Origin of the sequence: Mycolicibacterium setense, assembly GCF_000805385.1 — a bacterium.
Lineage (GTDB): Bacteria > Actinomycetota > Actinomycetes > Mycobacteriales > Mycobacteriaceae > Mycobacterium > Mycobacterium setense.
Window position 1 is genome coordinate 887332 of sequence record NZ_JTJW01000008.1, and the last position, 16150, is coordinate 903481.

The 16150-nt window shown below is 65.9% G+C and carries 15 protein-coding genes and 1 rRNA gene; 8 read left to right on the forward strand and 8 right to left on the reverse strand.

The genetic code is table 11. From position 1 onward, the window contains the following. Nucleotides 1–207 precede the first annotated feature (207 nt). On the forward strand, nt 208–2286 hold the full coding sequence (locus tag QQ25_RS22535; RefSeq protein ID WP_039381046.1) for an alpha-1,4-glucan--maltose-1-phosphate maltosyltransferase: 2079 nt from the start codon (nt 208–210) through the stop codon (nt 2284–2286). Between the two features lie 7 nt (nt 2287–2293). Next, on the forward strand, nt 2294–4501 hold the full coding sequence (gene glgB / locus QQ25_RS22540) for a 1,4-alpha-glucan branching protein GlgB (RefSeq protein ID WP_039323284.1): 2208 nt from the start codon (nt 2294–2296) through the stop codon (nt 4499–4501). Nucleotides 4502–4541: 40 nt separating this feature from the next. Here glgB and QQ25_RS22545 read toward each other — a convergent pair whose 3' ends face one another. From QQ25_RS22545 to QQ25_RS22555, 3 genes are read right to left on the reverse strand one after another with little or no spacing between them, the layout of a single operon-like run. Next, nucleotides 4542–5447, reverse strand: a complete 906-nt coding sequence (locus tag QQ25_RS22545; RefSeq protein WP_039381047.1) for a tetratricopeptide repeat protein — start codon at nt 5445–5447, stop codon at nt 4542–4544. Between the two features lie 13 nt (nt 5448–5460). After that, nucleotides 5461–5856 (reverse strand): DUF3817 domain-containing protein, encoded by a 396-nt coding sequence (locus QQ25_RS22550; RefSeq protein ID WP_039322976.1) that lies wholly within the window; start codon nt 5854–5856, stop codon nt 5461–5463. Nucleotides 5857–5916: 60 nt separating this feature from the next. Then, on the reverse strand, nt 5917–7107 hold the full coding sequence (locus QQ25_RS22555; RefSeq protein WP_039381049.1) for an acetyl-CoA C-acetyltransferase: 1191 nt from the start codon (nt 7105–7107) through the stop codon (nt 5917–5919). An 83-nt stretch (nt 7108–7190) separates the two neighbouring features. Between QQ25_RS22555 and mce the strand changes: the two genes are divergently transcribed. After that, nucleotides 7191–7664, forward strand: coding sequence for a methylmalonyl-CoA epimerase (gene mce / locus QQ25_RS22560; protein ID WP_039322981.1), 474 nt, complete (start codon nt 7191–7193; stop codon nt 7662–7664). Between the two features lie 4 nt (nt 7665–7668). Here mce and QQ25_RS31400 read toward each other — a convergent pair whose 3' ends face one another. Both QQ25_RS31400 and QQ25_RS22565 read right to left on the reverse strand, forming a co-directional pair. Continuing rightward, the gene (locus QQ25_RS31400) at nt 7669–7950 is read right to left on the reverse strand and encodes an Rv1322 family protein (RefSeq protein ID WP_082017635.1); all 282 of its coding nucleotides are present in this window, start codon (nt 7948–7950) and stop codon (nt 7669–7671) included. After that, a complete protein-coding gene (locus QQ25_RS22565; protein ID WP_052235969.1) occupies nt 7947–8588 on the reverse strand; it encodes a TetR/AcrR family transcriptional regulator in 642 nt (213 codons plus the stop codon). Before QQ25_RS22565 ends, QQ25_RS31400 begins: the two co-directional genes overlap by 4 nt. A 106-nt stretch (nt 8589–8694) precedes the next feature. On the opposite strand from QQ25_RS22565, the gene QQ25_RS22570 reads away from it, so the two are divergent. Together QQ25_RS22570 and QQ25_RS22575 are read left to right on the forward strand one after the other, a co-directional pair. After that, nucleotides 8695–10059: a cytochrome P450 gene (locus tag QQ25_RS22570; protein ID WP_052235970.1), complete on the forward strand. Its 1365-nt coding sequence runs from the start codon at nt 8695–8697 to the stop codon at nt 10057–10059. After that, nucleotides 10056–10253, forward strand: a complete 198-nt coding sequence (locus tag QQ25_RS22575) for a ferredoxin (RefSeq protein ID WP_039322984.1) — start codon at nt 10056–10058, stop codon at nt 10251–10253. The genes QQ25_RS22570 and QQ25_RS22575 overlap by 4 nt, the downstream gene beginning before the upstream one ends. Before the next feature lies 1 nt (nt 10254). On the opposite strand, the gene nucS is transcribed toward QQ25_RS22575, so the two are convergent. Next, nucleotides 10255–10926 carry an endonuclease NucS gene (gene nucS / locus QQ25_RS22580; RefSeq protein ID WP_039323291.1) on the reverse strand — a complete coding sequence of 224 codons (672 nt, stop codon included), beginning with the start codon at nt 10924–10926 and terminating at the stop codon, nt 10255–10257. A 46-nt stretch (nt 10927–10972) separates the two neighbouring features. On the opposite strand from nucS, the gene QQ25_RS22585 reads away from it, so the two are divergent. After that, the gene (locus QQ25_RS22585; protein ID WP_039322987.1) at nt 10973–12577 is read left to right on the forward strand and encodes an adenylate/guanylate cyclase domain-containing protein; all 1605 of its coding nucleotides are present in this window, start codon (nt 10973–10975) and stop codon (nt 12575–12577) included. On the opposite strand, the gene glsA is transcribed toward QQ25_RS22585, so the two are convergent. Beyond that, on the reverse strand, nt 12574–13857 hold the full coding sequence (gene glsA / locus QQ25_RS22590; protein WP_039322989.1) for a glutaminase A: 1284 nt from the start codon (nt 13855–13857) through the stop codon (nt 12574–12576). The two genes, QQ25_RS22585 and glsA, sit on opposite strands and share 4 nt — an antisense overlap. An 86-nt stretch (nt 13858–13943) precedes the next feature. Between glsA and QQ25_RS22595 the strand changes: the two genes are divergently transcribed. Both QQ25_RS22595 and QQ25_RS22600 read left to right on the forward strand, forming a co-directional pair. Further along, nucleotides 13944–15437 carry a DNA-3-methyladenine glycosylase 2 family protein gene (locus QQ25_RS22595; protein WP_039322992.1) on the forward strand — a complete coding sequence of 498 codons (1494 nt, stop codon included), beginning with the start codon at nt 13944–13946 and terminating at the stop codon, nt 15435–15437. Continuing rightward, nucleotides 15434–15931 carry a methylated-DNA--[protein]-cysteine S-methyltransferase gene (locus QQ25_RS22600; protein ID WP_039322995.1) on the forward strand — a complete coding sequence of 166 codons (498 nt, stop codon included), beginning with the start codon at nt 15434–15436 and terminating at the stop codon, nt 15929–15931. Before QQ25_RS22595 ends, QQ25_RS22600 begins: the two co-directional genes overlap by 4 nt. A 102-nt stretch (nt 15932–16033) precedes the next feature. Here QQ25_RS22600 and rrf read toward each other — a convergent pair. Then, nucleotides 16034–16147: ribosomal RNA gene (gene rrf, locus QQ25_RS22605) — 5S ribosomal RNA — on the reverse strand. Nucleotides 16148–16150 lie beyond the last annotated feature (3 nt).

The window sequence follows — 16150 nt, forward strand, 5'->3', positions numbered from 1 at the left end:
ACCTTACTGACAATTCCGGCTCGCGCAGCGGTGAGAGTTATCCGTTCAGGCAACGTTGTCCGTACGACCGGCGTATCCGTAGATGCGGCGGCCGGCACGCGCTTAACGCCCGCGAGATTGGACAGCCCACTACGGTGGGTATCAGACGCGACAAGGCAAGTGAACGAAAGACAGCCGCTTGACCGTGGCGACGTGAGGAGTGGATGGGTGGCCGGTCGTATCGGAATCGACGATGTCGCGCCCGTGGTCTTCTGCGGGCAGTTCCCGGCAAAAGCCGTCGTCGGCGAGGTCGTCCCGGTGCGGGCCACGGTGTGGCGGGAAGGCCACGACGCGGTCGCCGCCACCCTGGTGGTGCGTTATCTCGGCACCGAATACCCGCGGCTGGCCACCGGGCCGGGTACCGCGACGGTGCCGGTGCCGATCGGCGAGGTGGTGCGCCCCACCCAGCGCATCAAGCCGCAGGCCTTGCCCATGTCCCCCGGGCACACCCCCGATGTGTTCCACGGCCACTTCACGCCGGACAGCGTCGGACTGTGGACGTACCGCGTAGACGGCTGGGGTGATCCCCTGGCGACCTGGCGGCACGCGGTCGAGGCCAAGCTCGGCGCCGGTCAGAGCGAGGCCGAGCTGTCCAACGACCTGCTGATCGGAGCGCGCCTGCTCGAGCGCGCCGCCACCGGGGTGCCCCGCAAACTGCGCGATCCCCTGCTGGAGGCCGCCACGGTGCTGCGCACACCCGGCGATCCCTTCCTGCGCGCCGGGGCCGCCCTGTCCGACGAGGTCACCGAACTGCTCGACCAGTACCCGCTGCGCGAGTTGGTCACCCGCGGTGAGCAATACGGGGTCTGGGTGGACCGGCCGCTGGCCCGGTTCTCCTCGTGGTACGAGTTGTTCCCGCGCTCCACGGGCGGCCGCGACAAAGCCGGACATCCGGTGCACGGGACGTTCGCCACCGCTGCCGACCAACTGCCGCGCATCGCCCGCATGGGTTTCAACATCGTCTACCTGCCGCCCATCCACCCCATCGGCAAGGTTCACCGCAAGGGCCGCAACAACGCAGTGACCGCCGGGCCTGATGACGTCGGGTCGCCATGGGCCATCGGCAGCGACGAGGGCGGCCACGACGCCGTGCACCCCGCGCTGGGCACGATCGACGACTTCGATGCCTTCGTCGCGGCGGCCCGCAAGCAGGGTGTCGAGGTGGCGCTGGATCTGGCACTGCAGTGTGCGCCCGATCATCCTTGGGCCACAGCGCATCCGGAGTGGTTCACGGTGCTTCCGGACGGCACCATCGCCTACGCGGAGAACCCACCCAAGAAGTACCAGGACATCTATCCGCTCAACTTCGACAACGATCCCGCCGGGCTGTACCACGAGGTGCTACGCGTGGTGCGGTTCTGGATATCGCACGGTGTCAAGGTCTTTCGCGTCGACAACCCACACACCAAACCGCCGAACTTCTGGGTCTGGCTGATCGCCGAGATCAAGAACGAGGATCCGGACGTCCTGTTCCTGTCCGAGGCGTTCACTCGGCCGGCCCGGCTCTACGGCCTGGCCAAACGCGGATTCACCCAGTCCTACACGTACTTCACGTGGCGCACCAACAAGTGGGAGCTCACCGAATTCGGCAACGAGATCACCCACAACGCCGACAGCGCACGGCCCAGCCTTTGGGTCAACACCCCGGACATCCTGCACGAGTCGCTACAGCACGGTGGCCCGGGCATGTTCGCGATTCGCGCGGTGCTGGCCTCCACCATGAGCCCGTCGTGGGGCATGTACTCCGGTTTCGAGCTGTTCGAGCATAGGGCCGTCCGGGAGGGCAGCGAGGAGTATCTGGACTCGGAGAAATACGAACTACGCCCCCGCGACTTCGCGGCCGCGCTCGCCGAGGGACGCTCCCTAGAGCCATTCGTGGCACGCCTCAACGAGATCCGGCGCCTGCACCCCGCCCTGCGCCAGCTGCGGACGCTGACCTTCCACCACGTGGACAACGACGCTCTTCTCGCCTACAGCAAGTTCGACCCGATCACCGGCGACACCGTCCTCGTGGTGGTGACCCTGAACCCGTTCAGCCCCGAAGAAGCCACGTTGTGGTTGAACATGGAGGCACTGGGTATGGAAACACATGACCGGTTCTGGGTACGCGACGAGATCACCGGCGAGGAATACCAGTGGGGGCAGTCGAATTACGTGCGCATCGATCCCGCCAAGGCGGTGGCGCACGTGTTGAACATGCCGCTCGTACCCTATGAGCAACGACTGGGCTTGCTACGCAGGGAATGAGAACGAGATGACACGAAGTAACCACCTGACCGATCGGCATCTGCGCCCGGACCCCGCCGACATCCAGCGACTCCGCACAGGTGAGCATCACGACCCACACTCGGTGCTCGGAGCCCACGAGTACGGCGGCGAAACCGTGATCCGGGCGTACCGACCGCACGCCTCCAAGGTCGTCGCGTTGATCGGCGGTGACCGATTCCCGCTGCAACACATCGATTCCGGCCTGTTCGCGGTGGCCGTACCATTTACCAACCTGGCCGATTACCGTCTGGAAATCGGCTATCCGGGCGCCGACGACACCATCTTCACCTACACCACGGCCGACGCCTACCGGTTCCTGCCCACGCTCGGCGAACTCGATCTGCACCTGTTCGCGGAGGGACGCCACGAACGCCTCTGGGAGATCCTGGGTGCGCACAGGCGCAGATTCACCACGCCCGACGGGGTCGTGGAGGGGGTCTCGTTCGCGGTATGGGCGCCGAATGCCAAGGGCGTCAGCATCATCGGCGACTTCAACCACTGGGACGGCAACGAGGCGCAGATGCGGGTCCTGGGCTCGTCGGGCGTCTGGGAGCTGTTCTGGCCGGGCTTTCCCGCCGACGGTCTGTACAAGTTCCGGGTCCACGGCGCGGGCGGGGTGACGTCCGACCGTGCCGACCCGATGGCGTTCGCCACCGAGATACCGCCGCAGACCGCCTCCCGTGTCACCAGCAGTTCCTACACCTGGAACGACGACGACTGGATGACCCGGCGCGCGGCGCAGAATCCGGTGTTCGAACCGATGAGCACCTACGAGGTGCACCTCATGTCGTGGCGGCCCGGCCTCAGCTACCGGCAGCTGGCCACTGAGCTCACCGAATACGTTGTGGAACAGGGCTTCACCCACGTCGAACTGCTGCCGGTGGCCGAGCACCCGTTCGGCGGGTCGTGGGGATATCAGGTCACCTCCTATTACGCCCCCACCTCCCGGTTGGGGTCTCCCGACGATTTCCGGCACCTTGTCGACACACTGCATCAGGCCGGGATCGGGGTGATCGTGGACTGGGTTCCGGCCCACTTCCCGAAGGACGCCTGGGCGCTGGGCCGTTTCGACGGCACCCCCCTGTACGAGCACTCCGACCCGCGCCGCGGAGAGCAGCTCGACTGGGGGACCTACGTTTTCGACTTCGGCCGGCCCGAGGTGCGCAACTTCCTGGTCGCCAACGCGCTGTACTGGCTGCAGGAGTATCACGTCGACGGCCTGCGGGTGGACGCCGTCGCCTCGATGCTCTACCTCGACTACTCCCGCCCGGAGGGCGGCTGGACGCCCAACATCCACGGTGGCCGGGAAAATCTGGAGGCGGTGCAGTTCCTGCAGGAGATGAACGCCACCGTGCACAAGGTGGCCCCGGGAATCGTCACCATCGCCGAGGAGTCGACGTCCTGGCCCGGTGTCACCCGCCCTACAAACCTTGGCGGCCTTGGCTTCTCGATGAAGTGGAACATGGGCTGGATGAATGACACGCTCGACTACGTCAGCCATGACCCGGTGCACCGCAGCTATCACCATCACGAGATGACGTTCTCGATGCTGTACGCGTTCAGTGAAAACTATGTGCTGCCGATCAGCCACGACGAGGTCGTGCACGGCAAGGGCACACTGTGGGGCCGCATGCCCGGTGACGATCATGCCAAGGCCGCGGGGCTACGCAGCCTGCTCGCGTATCAGTGGGCCCACCCGGGTAAGCAACTGTTGTTCATGGGCCAGGAATTCGGACAGCGGGCCGAATGGTCGGAGGAGCGCGGGCTGGACTGGTTCCAACTCGGCGAGCAAGGGTTCTCGGGCGGTGTTCAGCGGTTGGTGCGCGATCTCAACGGGATCTATCGCAGCCACCCGGCGCTCTGGAGCCGCGACAGCAGCCCAGAGGGCTACTCCTGGATCGACGCGAACGACTCGGCCAACAACGTGCTGAGCTTCCTGCGCTTCGGCGCCGACGGCTCTGTCCTGGCCTGTGTGGTCAACTTCGCCGGCAGTGAGCACAGCGAGTACCGGCTGGGCCTGCCGCACACCGGGGCCTGGCAGGAGGTCCTGAACACCGACGCGACCATCTACAACGGGTCGGGCATCGGCAATCTCGGCGCGGTGCAGGCTACGGAGGAGCCGTGGCACGGCAGGCCGGCCTCGGCTGTGATGGTGTTACCGCCGCTGGCGATGCTCTGGTTCGAGCCCGCCTAGTTCCTCCTGCGAGCAGTCCCCCGCAAGCGGGAGGGGAAGGTCAATACAGCGCGTTGGCCAGGTTGCGCCGGCCGGCGACCACCTCGGGATCGGCCGGGTCGAACAGGTCGAACAGCTCGACGAGCCGGGTCCGCACGGCGGTGCGGTCATCACCTGCGGTGCGCTTGATCAGGGCGATCAGCCGGTCGAAGGCCGCCGACACGTTCTGCGCCAGGATCTCGGCGTCGGCAGCGGCGAATGCCGCCTCGATGTCGTCGGGAGCCGCATCGGCCGTGGCCACCGCATCGGGATTCTGCGCGGTCGCACGCTGCAGGAATGCGATCTGCCGAACCGCTCCCTTGGCCTCGGCATGGCTGGGCTGCGCGTCGAGAATCGCCTGATAGGCAGCCGCCGCGGCGTCGAGGTCCCCTTCGTCCAGGTGTGCCCTGGCCGCAGCGAGCTCCGGATCGACCTGCTCTGAGTCGTCGTCACCGGCGCCCGATCCGGTCAGCTTGCCCGCGGTTGCCTCGAGCAGCGAATCGACCCAGCGCCGCAGTTCGTCGGCCGGTTGCGCGCCCTGGAAGCTGGCGATCGGCTGGCCTCCGGCGAGGGCGACCACCGTGGGCACGCCCTGGATTCCGAACATCTGCGCCACCCTCGGGGTGGTGTCGACGTTGACCAGCGCCAGTGACCATTTGCCGTTGTCGGCGGCAGCCAAGTCCGACAAGGCGTCGCCCAGCGCGGCACTGGAATCACTACGTGGCGACCACAGCAGCACCACCACCGGCACCTGGCCCGAGCGGACCAGCACCTCGGCTTCGAAGTTGGTTTCGGTCACCTCAGTGGCATGGGGGCCGCCCGCTGTACTGGGGCTACCGCCACCGCCCGTTGTGGGCCGCTGCTTGAGTGCCGAGAGGTCAACCGCGCCGGCCAGCGCCGGCCCGACAGAAGGTCGTGGACGAGTCACGCCATCAAGTCTGTCACGTTGTTTCGGGCAGGGCGCCGCCCGGTTGCGCCACCAGGGCCGCAGCCGCACCCGACTCCCGGCCCGAGCCCAGCCGAGCACTGCGATCAGCCCACATGACGAAGATCACACTGCCCAATGGCACGATGCTGGCCAGCAAAGCCAGAATCCAGGTGCCGGCGCCCCACTTGCGTGCCAACCCCACCAGGATCGCGGCCACCACGAAGGCGATGAAGATGCCGCCGTGGACCGGGCCGAACACCTTGACACCGATCTCGGTGCGCGGGCTGCCCAGGTACTTGAAGTACATCCCGACCAGCAGGCCGGCCCAGCTCACCGCCTCAGCGAGAGCAATGAGCCGGAACCAGCCGGCAACCGTGCGCAGGTCGAAGGAGCTCGTCATGGCCGCCATTGTGCCTGAGTGAACCGCCAGCTACTACACACCGTCGTTTTGAGGATCTTCGAGTAGCTGTCAGCGACGCAGGATCAGGGCATCGCCCTGGCCACCGGCACCGCAGAGCGCGGCCACGGCGTAGCCAGACCCCTTGCGTGCAAGTTCCAAAGCCGCATGAAGCGTGATGCGCGCCCCCGACATCCCGATCGGGTGACCGATCGCGATGGCGCCGCCGTTGACGTTCACCTTGGCCGCGTCGACCCCGAGCTCCTTGGTCGAAGCCAGCGACACCGCAGCGAACGCCTCGTTGATCTCCAGGATGTCGAGCTGATCGACGCTGATGCCCTCACGTTCGACGGCCTTCTTGATCGCGTTGGCCGGCTGGCTCTGCAGGGTGGAGTCCGGTCCGGCCACGACACCGTGCGCACCGATCTCACACAGCCACTCCAGGCCCAGCTCCTGCGCCTTGGCCTTGCTCATGACCACGACGGCGGCAGCGCCGTCGGAGATCTGCGACGACGATCCGGCGGTGATGGTGCCGTCCTTGCGGAAGGCCGGACGCAGCCCGCCCAGCGATTCGGCCGTGGTGTTGGCCCGGATGCCCTCGTCCTCGGCGAACTCGATCGGGTCGCCCTTGCGCTGCGGGATCGAGACCGGCACCACCTCGTCGGCGTACACGCCGTCTTTCCACGCTGCGGCGGCCTTCTGGTGCGACTGGGCAGCGAACTCGTCCTGCTCGGCGCGGGTGAACTTGTCGACGTCGTTGCGCTGTTCGGTCAGCGCGCCCATCGGCTGATCGGTGAACACGTCGTGCAGACCGTCATAGGCCAGGTGGTCGACCAGCGTCGCGTCGCCGTACTTGTAACCCTCGCGGCTCTTGGGCAGCAGATGCGGGGCCTGGCTCATCGACTCCTGGCCACCGGCCACGACGACCTCGAACTCACCGGCCCGGATGAGCTGATCGGCCAGCGCGATCGCGTCGATGCCCGACAGGCACATCTTGTTGATGGTCAGCGCGGGCACATCCCAGCCGATGCCGGCAGCCACCGCGGACTGGCGCGCGGGCATCTGCCCGGCACCCGCGGTCAGCACCTGGCCCATGATCACGTAGTCCACCAGCGAAGGGCTGACCTTGGCCTTCTCCAGGGCACCTCGGATGGCGATCGCGCCCAGGTCACTGCCAGAAAAGTCCTTCAGCGAACCCATCAACTTGCCAACCGGAGTACGCGCTCCAGCAACGATCACCGACGTGCGAGTATCCGCAGTCATTTCCTACCTCCAAAGCCAGGGTCCAAGAGCTGTGTGGGCGATCACACATGCGCAAACGTTCGGGTAAAGGTTACCGTTACGTTATGACCGCCGATCAGGTTGACGCCCGTCCACTGCTCGCCAGCGCGCTGGTGACGGCCATTGATCACGTCGGTATCGCGGTCGCCGATCTGGATGCCACCGCCAAGTGGTACCACGACAACCTCGGCATGATCGTCCTGCACGAGGAGATCAACGAGGAGCAGGGCGTCCGCGAGGCGATGCTCTCGGTGCGCGGAGCGCCCAAAGGCAGCGCTCAGATCCAGCTTCTGGCGCCGCTGAACGACAAGTCGACGATCGCCAAGTTCCTCGATCGAAGCGGCCCCGGCCTGCAACAGCTGGCCTACCGGACCAGCGATATCGACGCGCTGTCGGAGCGGTTGCGCAGCGGCGGCGTGCGGCTGCTCTACGACGCCCCCCGCAAGGGCACGGCGAACTCGCGGATCAATTTCATCCACCCCAAAGACGCCGGCGGCGTTCTGATCGAGCTGGTGGAGCCCTCCACCGACGAGCACTGAGCGCTCAGGACCACTTTCTCGTCGGGCCGCGAGTAGCTCGGTTCGCCCAGCACGGCGTATGCCAGTGCCTGCGGTCTTCACCATCGATTGATTCCACGCGCCAGACCACTGTATGCGCTGTGCCCGCACGAATTTCGTGGTCACACCCAGGGCAGCGATAGGTCTTCAGCGCACGTGCCGCAGCGATCCGCCGCACCTCGTATTCATAACCGTCGGCGCCCGTTTCGACGCTGTGACCAGTCGGCGGCGGCCTCAGCCGGCGTGGCGGTGTTCGGCGCTTGGTCATCGCAACATGGCAATCGCCGCCATGGTCAGCGCGTCCTCGAGTTGCGGTAACGCCTCGGGAGCTCCCGCGCGGACCTTGCGGCCAACGAGTTCGGTGATGCCGCCGACCAGCGCGACATAGTGCTCTGCGGGCCGCGCTTGCCCACTTCCGTACTCGCAGTCGATCTTTCGCAGCAGCGTGGCGAAGCCGTCCAGATACCTGTCGCGCGCCTCAACACCCTTCGGCCCGGCCGCGGCCAGTTCCAGCACCCACGCACGAGTGTGATCCGGTTCCCGCGCACAGGTTTCCAGATATGCCCGGCTGATCGCCCGGAGCACCGTCTCCAGCGAACCGCCCGGTACCGCCGCGATGGCTTCCGCGATGCGCGCGGTGACCAACTCCCGACCCGCTTCGATGGCAGCCAGGAAGCAGTCCAGTTTCCCGTCGAACTCTCGGTACATGACGCTGCGGGACACCCGTGCCCGCTCGACGATGTCGGTGATCGTGGTCGCCTGGTAGCCCTTGTCCGCAACCGCGGAGATGACGGCCCGCAGCACCCGCGCCCGCTGGTCCGCGATCGCGTCGAGCGGATCGAGGCTGGTGCGGCCGCGCGGTAGGCCACGCGCCGACTTCGGAACAGACCCTGAAAGCGTGCTCACTCCCGGGACCTTACGCCGGGATCGGCAATGCCTTGTATTTCAAAAGTACTGTGGCGTACCTTAGGTGAAAGTACGTCGAAACAACGATGGTTTCCAAGGAGTCGCGATGAGCACGATCACGCCGGCAACACAGCCGGTCACCACTCTTGACAGCCTGCCGAGTCCAAAGATCTCGGCCGCGGCCTGGACCAGGTTGTTCCTCGCCCCCGAAGCGGCCCGCCGGCACTTCACAACACTCGGCGAGCGGTTCGTATTGGACGTGCCGCTATTGCCGACGATGTTCTGGACCTCGTCACCCGACGACGTTCGGGCCGTCTTCCAGGACAAGACTCGGGCATTGTCGTTCGGTACCGCGCTGCGACGGCTGGCACCACACGAGGTCATCTTCGACAACAGGATCATGGAGTGGTGGGCCAGCGATGACCACACCACGATGCGGCGCAAGGTCGCGCCGGCGTTCATGGGCAAGGCGCTGCAAGGTTACGAACCGGCAATGGAGGACGCCGCTCGCCGTCTCATCCGCGATCTGCCGACCGGCACGCCGATCCGGTTCCATTCACACATGCTCAATTTGGCTCGCGAGGTGATCATGTCGGTCGTATTCGGCGTCACCGAACCGGAACGGCGTGCGCGGCTGTCCGACCACATGGACGACCTCGACCGCATCGCCGGATCGCGCGGCATGGCCTTGCGGTACGCCACATCCATGGTCTCGCGAGGACGCTGGCTGCCCTTCCCTGCGCTCCAGAAGGTACTGACCGGGATGGACGAGGTCACCTACGACGAGATCGCCGCGCGGCGCTCCTCGCCAGAGGACACCGTTCGGAGCGATTGCCTGGCGGTTTTCCTCAGGCTTCAGCAGGCCGACGAGGAAGGCCTGATGGACGACGAGATGCTCGCCGGTTTTCAGCGCCTGCTGCTGATCGCCGGCAACGACACCACCGCCGCAACATTGTCCTGGGTCGCCGAGCGATTGGTCCGGCACCCCGCGGTACTGCACAGGCTCGAGGAGACCCTGGACGCCGGCGACGACACCTACCTCGACGCGGTGATCACCGAGACCCTCCGGTTGCGGCCGACCATCCCGTTCACGGCACGCGCCGTCAAACGCGACGTCGTCCTCAACGACGTGTTCCTGCCCCGGGGTTCGATGGTGTTCCTCTACATCAACGGCATTCACCGGCGCGGCGACCTGTATGACGCACCCGACGAGTTCCGGCCGGAGCGGTTCCTCGAAACAACCCCCGACCCCTACCATTGGCTGCCGTTCGGCGGCGGCATCAACCGGTGCCTGGGCGGGAACATGGCGATGTTCGAGGCGCGGGTACTGCTACGCACGATCCTGCAGGAGATGACGTTCGTTCCGGATACGTCCGCGGCCGAAGACCAGCAAGCGCACACCGTGCTGCTGTTGCCGGACCGGCGCGCCACCGTCACATTGCGTAGGCGCACCCCGGCGGCCACATCATGAGCGGTGTCCGAATCACCGTCGACCGTCTGCTCTGCATGGGGTCGGGCACCTGTCTGGCCGTCACACCCGCCTTGTTCGACATGGGCGACGACGGAGCCGCCTACCCTTCGAAACCGGTCGTCGAACCCGGTCCGAAGTTGGCCGAAGCCATCTCACGCTGTCCGACCGGCGCGATCCAGGTGATGTCAGTTTGAGTCAGAACAGCCGATACTCGTCGCTGACCATGCCCCGCATCTGGTCATAATCCAAAGTGACACAGCGTATTCCACGGTCAGTGGCCAAGGTCCGGGCCTGCGGCTTGATCTGCTGGGCGGCGAACACGCCTGCCACCGGAGCCAGCACGGTGTCGCGGTTGAGCAGTTCGAGGTAACGCGTCAGCTGTTCGACACCGTCGATCTCCCCGCGACGTTTGATCTCCACGGCCACCGACCGGCCCAGTTCGTCACGGCACATCAGGTCCACCGGGCCGATCGCGGTCGGATACTCACGGCGCACCAAGGTGTAGCCGGCGCCCAGCAGCTCGACATGCTCGGCCAGCAGCACCTGCAGATGTGCCTCCACACCGTCTTTCACCAAGCCGGGATCGACTCCGAGCTCGTGGGTCGAGTCGTGCTCGACGTCCTCGACCGTGATGCGCAACTGCTCACCGGCCTTGTTCTCGACCACCCAGACCGGCACACCATCGTTGGCATCCTCGGTGAGCCAGCACGGCGGGCTCATCCAGTTCAGCGGCTTGTAGGCGCGATCATCGGCATGGACACTGACCGAACCGTCGGACTTGAACAACAACAGCCGTCGGGCCGATGGGAGGTGGGCGGTCAGCCGCCCGACATAGTCGACGGTGCACTGGGCAATCACGAGGCGCACCCGATCCACCTTAAGGGCATGTCCGACGAACTAGGCTGGCGCCACAATGAACTCCGATAAATCGCTGGCACGACGGCTGGGCCGGGTACTCGAGGGTGTCACCCGCCAGAACAGCAGGCTCCCGGCCACACCGGAATACGGGTCGTGGGTCCTTGGCCGGGTATCGGAGAGCCAACGCCGGCGCAGGGTGCGCATCCAGGTCATTCTCACGACGTTCGTGATTCTCGTGAATCTGCTCGGCATCGGCATCTCGATGATCATCGTCACGCTGTTGTTCCCCTCTCCGAGCGTGTTCGATCCGTCGGTCCGCTGGATCACCTTCATCGTGGCGCCCATCTACATGGCCTCGGCGTTGATCGTCGGGGTGTTCTGGGCAACGACCAGGGTGATCGACAACGTGCGGTGGGCGATCGAGGAACGCCCACCCACCGTCGCCGACCAGCGGAACACCTTCTTCGCGCCGTTCCGGCTCACCCGCGTGCTGCTGGTTCTGTGGGGCCTGGGCACCGCACTGCTGACTACGCTCTATGGCCTGGTCGATACCGATTACATTCCGAAGTTCCTGCTGGGAATCAGCTTTCCCGGCATTGTGTTGTCGGTCAGCTGCCATCTGTTCACAGAGTTCGCCCTGCGGCCGGTCGCCGCTCAGGCGCTGGAAGCCGGTCCTCCGCCGAGCCGACTGGCTCCCGGCATCATGGGCCGCACCATGGTGGTGTGGGCGCTCAGTTCGGGCGTGCCGATCCTGGGGATCATGCTGGCCGCGGTGTTCGCCGTGACGCTCAACAACCTGACCCCGACCCAATTCGCCTACGCCGTCATCGGTCTCGGCTCCTTCGCATTGGTATTCGGATTCCTGCTGATGTGGATCCTGTCCTTTCTCACCGCCACCCCGATCCGGGTGGTGCGCGCGGCCCTCAATCGCGTCGAGCAGGGTGATCTGGACACCAACCTGGTGGTGTTCGACGGCACCGAACTGGGCCAGCTGCAGCGGGGTTTCAACTCGATGGTGCACGGCTTACGCGAGCGCGAACGCGTCCGCGATCTGTTCGGCCGTCATGTCGGCCGCGAGGTCGCCTTACTGGCCGAGCAGGAAAAGCCCGTCCTGGGCGGCGAGGAACGCCACGCTGCAGTGATTTTCGTGGACGTCATCGGCTCGACGCAGTTGGTCACCACACGACCGGCAGTCGAGGTGGTCGATCTGCTCAACCGCTTCTTCGCCGTCATAGTCGATGAGGTCGACAATCACCGCGGCCTGGTCAACAAGTTCGAGGGTGACGCGATACTGGCGGTGTTCGGTGCGCCCGTTTCGCTGCCCAACGCCGAGGACGAAGCCCTCGGCGCCGCGCGGGCCATCGCCCGGCGGCTGCGTACCGAGGTACCGGAGCTCGACGCAGGAATCGGGGTCGCAGCCGGCCAGGTGGTGGCGGGCAACGTCGGCGCCAAACAGCGTTTCGAATACACGGTGATCGGTGAACCGGTGAACGAAGCCGCGCGACTCTGCGAATTTTCCAAGCAGGTGCCCGGGCACCTGGTGGCCTCGTCTGACACCATCGCCAACGCCTCCGAAACCGAAAGGGCCCGATGGTCACTGGGCGAATCGGTCACCTTGCGGGGCCTGGCCGAGCCGACCCGCGTGGCCGTCCCCGCCTAGCCGGCGGCCCACTGCCGTGCCGCTTCGATCGCCTCGTCGAGGGTGAGGAACACGATCGCGTCGTAATCGTCGCGCCGGTCGGCCGGCACCACGCGGCCGTCGGGGTCGACGAGATAAGCCTCCTTGCCCGCTGCGGTCAGACTGGCCCGCATCCCGGTGAGCATGCCGCGCGCGGCATCGTTGATGTCGTCCACCCTGGTGACGTCCAGCACGGCCACGTCGTACTCGCCACGATCCAGCTCGGCGGTCCGCAGCACCTGCTCGGCCCCGGCGAACAACAGATCGCCCTGAACCTCGTAGACGCGAATGCCCGGGCTGACCTCGAACACCGCCCGCAGCGTCGAGGACGATTCCCGGCCGACGGTGAGGAAGTGAAGCCCCAGCTGCGATGACAAGTCGCGGCACACCTGCACTCCTCGCACGCTGTTGCCACGCGAATCCAGACGTGGTGAGTAGACGCCGATGCCGAGTTGACCGGGCAGCACCGCCACGATGCCGCCGCCGACGCCGCTCTTGGCGGGCATGCCGACACCACTGACCCAGTCGCCTGTCGCGTCGTACATCCCGCAGGTCACCATCACGCTGAGGGTGCGCCGAACCACCTTCGCATCGATGACGCGGCGGCCGGTCAAGGGATTGAACCCGCCGCGGGCCAGCGTGGCGGCCATCCGGGCCAGGTCGGCGCTGGTCACCTTCACAGAACACTGGCGGAAGTACACGTCGAGGACCTCGTCCGGATCCCCTTCCAGCACACCGAAACTCGTCAACATGTACGCGATAGCCCGGTTTCGGTTGCCCGTCGCCTTCTCGGAGGCGTACACATCCATGTCGACCTCGAGTCTTCGGCCCGCGCATGCGGAGTAGAAGTCGTGGATACGGTCGAACCTCTCATCGGCGCCGGCCCCGGGAATCAGCGAAACCGCGGCAATGGCACCCGCATTGATCATCGGATTCTTCGGTGTCTTGGTCACATCGTCCACGCTGATCTCGTTGAACGCCTCGCCTGAGGGTTCGACACCGATCCTGGCGTCGACGGCATCCTGGCCGATATGGTTCAGCGCCAGCGCGTACGTGAACGGCTTGGAGATGGACTGAATCGTGAATTCCACTGCAGTGTCACCGGATTCGTAGACATAGCCGTCCGACGAGGACAGACTCAGCCCGAACCCCTCTGGGTCGACTTTGGCGAGTTCGGGGATGTAGCTCGCCAGGGCGCCGTCGCGCAGTCCGATCTGCTCGGCACGGATCCGGTCCAGGTAGTGCTGTACCAGCTCGGCCACGGGTCGCAGTCTAGCCGCGAGCGCACTCCCACGACCATGTCGTTTTTCCGCTAGTGGATCACCGGCTGCCGTGCCATCGTGGACTCATGCACGAGGATTTCGACCGCTGTTATCGGGCCGTCCAGTCGAAGGACGCCCGATTCGACGGCTGGTTCGTCACCGCCGTGCTGACCACAGGCATCTATTGCCGCCCCAGTTGCCCGGTGCGCCCGCCCTTCGCGCGCAACATGCGGTTCTATCCGACCGCGGCTGCCGCCCAGGCGGCGGGGTTCCGGGCGTGCAAACGCTGCCGCCCTGACGCCTCACCGGGTTCCCCCGAATGGAACGTGCGCGGCGACGTGGTGGCCAGGTGCATGCGGCTGATAGCCGACGGCACCGTGGATCGCGAAGGAGTGACCGGGCTGGCTGCCCGTGTCGGCTACACGACCCGGCAGTTGCAGCGCATCATGCAGGCGGAGCTGGGGGCCAATCCCCTTGCGCTGGCCCGGGCGCAGCGCACCCAGACCGCCCGGGTGCTGATCGAAACCACCGAGTTGCCGTTCGCAGATGTGGCGTTCGCCGCGGGCTTCGCCAGCATCCGCCAGTTCAACGACACCGTGCGCGCGGTGTCCGATCTGACGCCAACCCAGCTGCGATTGCGGGCTCGCACCCGATTTTCCGCCGACGTCGCGGCCGCGCCGGGGGTCCTCTCACTGCGGCTGCCGGTACGAACCCCGTTTGCCTACGAAGGGTTGTTCGGCCATTTGGCGGCCAGCGCGGTGCCGGGTGTCGAGGAAGTGCGTGACGGGCAGTACCGGCGGACCTTGCGACTGCCGCACGGCCACGGAGTGGTCGGCCTGTCGCCGCGACCCGATCACGTCCTGTGCCAGTTGGTACTCGAGGATTTCCGCGACCTGGCAGCCGCCATCGCCCGATGCCGGCGCCTGTTGGACCTCGATGCCGACCCGGAGGCCGTGGTGGAAGCGCTCCAGGCCGATCCAGACCTCGCCGCAGTGGTGGCCAAGGCGCCGGGGCAACGCATACCGCGCACCGTCGACGAATCCGAACTGGCGCTGCGCGTGGTGATCGGCCAGCAGGTGTCGATCAAGGCGGCGTGCACACATGTCGGTCGCCTCGTTACCCGCTATGGGACCGCTGTCCGCGACGAGGCCGGCGGCCTGACCCATGTGTTTCCGAGCGTCACAGATCTCGCCGGCTTGGATCCCGACGATCTGGCGATGCCGGCATCGAGGAAGCGGACGGTGAAAGCACTCGTGGAGGCCATCGCCGACGAGGACCTCATCCTTGATCCCGGTTGTGACTGGGGCCGCGCCCGCGAACGGCTGCTCGCGCTCCCCGGGGTCGGGCCATGGACGACGGAGGTGATCGCCATGCGCGGCCTCGGTGATCCAGATGCCTTCCCCGCCACCGATCTCGGTGTACGTGCGGCTGCCGGGCTTCTGGGCCTGCCGCCGGAAGAGTTGGTGGACCACAGCATCAGATGGCGACCGTGGCGCGCGTATGCGACACAACACCTCTGGACCACACTGGACCACGCGGTGAACGAATGGCCCCCGCATGATCGACAGGAGAAGTCATGACGACACTGCACTACCGGACCATGGAAAGTCCCGTCGGCCTGCTCACGCTGGCCGGCCGCGACGGTCGGCTCATGCACCTACGAATGGTCGATCAGACCTATGAACCGAACCGTGACGGCTGGGAGAACGACGACACCGCCTTCCCCGAGGCTGTCGATCAACTTTCCGCGTATTTCGCGGGCGACCGTACCGACTTCAACCTGGAACTCGACATGGTTGGGACCCAGTTTCAACGTCGGGTCTGGGAGGCCCTGCAGACCATTCCGTACGGCCAGACGTGCTCATACGGCGAGATCGCCCGTCAGATCGGCTCACCTGGCGCATCACGAGCGGTGGGCCTGGCCAACGGACACAATCCGATCGGCATCATCGTGCCGTGCCATCGGGTGATCGGAGCCAATGGCAGCCTCACCGGTTACGGGGGCGGCCTGGACCGCAAGCGCGCATTGTTGGAATTGGAGAGAAGCCGCACGATGCCGGCGCTCTTCAATTGAAATAGGCTGCGTTTCAATTCCAATTCGGATATTGAAACGCAGCCATATAACAAAATGCCCGAGCCCTCCAATCGAAATTGGAGGGCTCGGGACTTAATTTGTGTTCGGCGGTGTCCTACTTTTCCACCCGACTGGGTAGTATCATCGGCGCTGGCAGGCTTAGCTTCCGGGTTCGGGATGGGACCGGGCGTTTCCCTGCCGCTATGGACCGCCGTAACT